Here is a 1,956-nt window from a genome sequence, read left to right as displayed (position 1 = left end):
GCGCCGGCATCACGCGGCGCGCGCGCTCTCCACAGCCGTCTCCGGCGCTCCGCCGGGGAAGGGGCTGGGGACGAGGGTCACACCGGCCGCGGACCCTCCGGGGCGTCGTCCCCGTCCCCGCGCGGCGTGTCATCCGACCCGCCCTCATCCGCGGCGTCCTCGTCGGATCCGCCCTCCGCCTGCGCCTCGGTGGATCCCTCGGCCTCGGCGAGCAGGCGCTCGAGCGCGTCGTCCATCTCGTCGCGCTGGGGTGCCTCGCCGCGCGCGTTCGCCTCGAGACGAGCGATCAGGCGCGACGGATCGTCGATGTCGGCAGGCTCCGGGACGAAGTCGGGGGAGTCCCACAGCGCATCGCGCGCCTCGACGCCGACCGCCTCGGTGACGGCGCGCCACATCGCCGCCGCCTCGCGCAGGCGCCGAGGGCGCAGCTTGAGGCCGACGAGTGCTCCGAGCGCGTCCTCCGCGGGGCCGCCGACCGCCCGCCGCCGGCGGATCGCCTCGGCGATGCGGTCGAGGTTGGGGATACGCGAGGTCGCATCCGCCGTCACGACGTCGACCCAGCCCTCGATCAGCGCGAGCATGTTCTCGAGCCGGTCGAGCGCCCGCTTCTGCGACTCGGTCTGCTGCGGCAGCAGCGCGCCGCTCTCGAGCGCTGACCGCAGCTCGTCGAGGTCGGACGGATCGAAGCGCGATGCGAGCTCCTCCAGCCGCTCGGTGTCGATGTGCACGCCGCGGGCGTACTCGGTGACCTGCGACAGCACGTGCAGCCGCAGCCACTTCGCGTGGCGGAACAGCCGCGCATGCGCGAGCTCCCGCGCCGCGACGTACAGCGCGAGCTGGTCGTCCGGAATCTCCAGACCGCGTCCGAGGTCGGCGAAGTTCTGCGGCAGGATGGCCGCCGTGCCGCCCGGCAGGATCGGGATGCCCACGTCGCCGCCACTGACGACCTCGAGCGAGAGCTTGCCCACGACCTGGCCGAGCTGGGTCGCGAACAGCGATCCGCCGATGCCGCGCATCATCTGGCCCGCGTTCGCGACGAGGCCCTGCATCTCCTCGGGCACCTGCTGACTGAGGCTCTCGGTCAGCGCGTCCGCGACGCTCGTCGCAACCGGTTCAGCGAGCTCCTGCCACACCGCGAGCGTCTTCTCGACCCAGTCTCCGCGCGTGATGGCACGCGGCGCCTCGGCGAGGTCGGCGATCGCGGTCGCCTCCGACAGCCACAGGTCGGCGAGGTGGAACGCCTGATCCAGGTCGGCGCGCTGGCCCTGCGTCACGCTGAGCCCGTCCTGATTCGCGATGTGCAGCGCCTGGCGCTTCGTCACGCTCCAGTCGATGCCGTCGCCCGACGTCCGGAACGCGCTCTGCAGGTTCTGCATGACCTGGGACAGCGTGGCCGGGTCGATCGGCATGCCCGTCAGCCGCGCGAGCTGCTCGGGGTCCATGCGGGCGAACTGCTCCGGGTCGAACTGGCTGCCCGAGGCGCCGAAGAGCTGCTGCATGAGCTCGCGGAACTCGTCCTCGGGGGAACGGTCGTCATCTGCCACGTCAGCCGCCTTTCAGCCGGTCGAAGCTCGGTGGTTCTACGCTAGTCTCACCCGTCTTCGCCTACTTCGGCCCTCGCCGCAGACGCCTTACGCCGCTCGCGAACGACGGCGCATCCAGATCCGGCGGGGACCGCGAGGGAGAAGACGTGACGCTGTTCGAAGCGCAGGAGCACGAGGCGCCGGCGCGGGAGCGCTCCATGTCGCGCCGCACGCTCGCCGGCATGTGGGCGGTCGTGATCGCGGTCGTCGTGCTCGTCGTGCTGACCTTCCTGCCGACGGCGTACGTGATCCAGCGACCGGGGCCGGTGTACGACACGATCGGCACCGCCGAGTCGGCCGACGGCGCCGAGCTTCCCCTGATCGAGATCGCGGGCACCGAGACGTTCGACGACACGGCGGGCACGCTCGACCT

Annotated in this window: 1 protein-coding gene and 1 pseudogene; one reads left to right on the top strand and one right to left on the bottom strand. The window is 72.1% G+C overall.

What is annotated here, in order from left to right; all coding sequences use genetic code 11:
- Positions 1–77: 77 nt before the first annotated feature.
- Positions 78–1,544: a zinc-dependent metalloprotease gene (locus RIF89_RS14525; RefSeq protein ID WP_309069784.1), complete on the bottom strand. Its 1,467-nt coding sequence runs from the start codon at positions 1,542–1,544 to the stop codon at positions 78–80.
- 146 nt (positions 1,545–1,690) lie between these two features.
- Here RIF89_RS14525 and RIF89_RS14520 point away from each other — a divergent pair.
- Positions 1,691–1,956, top strand: a pseudogene (locus tag RIF89_RS14520) (ATP-dependent serine peptidase containing a PDZ domain protein); the annotation flags it as partial.

The organism is Microbacterium sp. (assembly GCF_031178525.1).
Classification (GTDB): Bacteria; Actinomycetota; Actinomycetes; order Actinomycetales; family Microbacteriaceae; genus Microbacterium.
The sequence above is the reverse complement of the archived record's forward strand: the minus strand, read 5'-3'. Positions and strand labels throughout refer to the sequence as shown.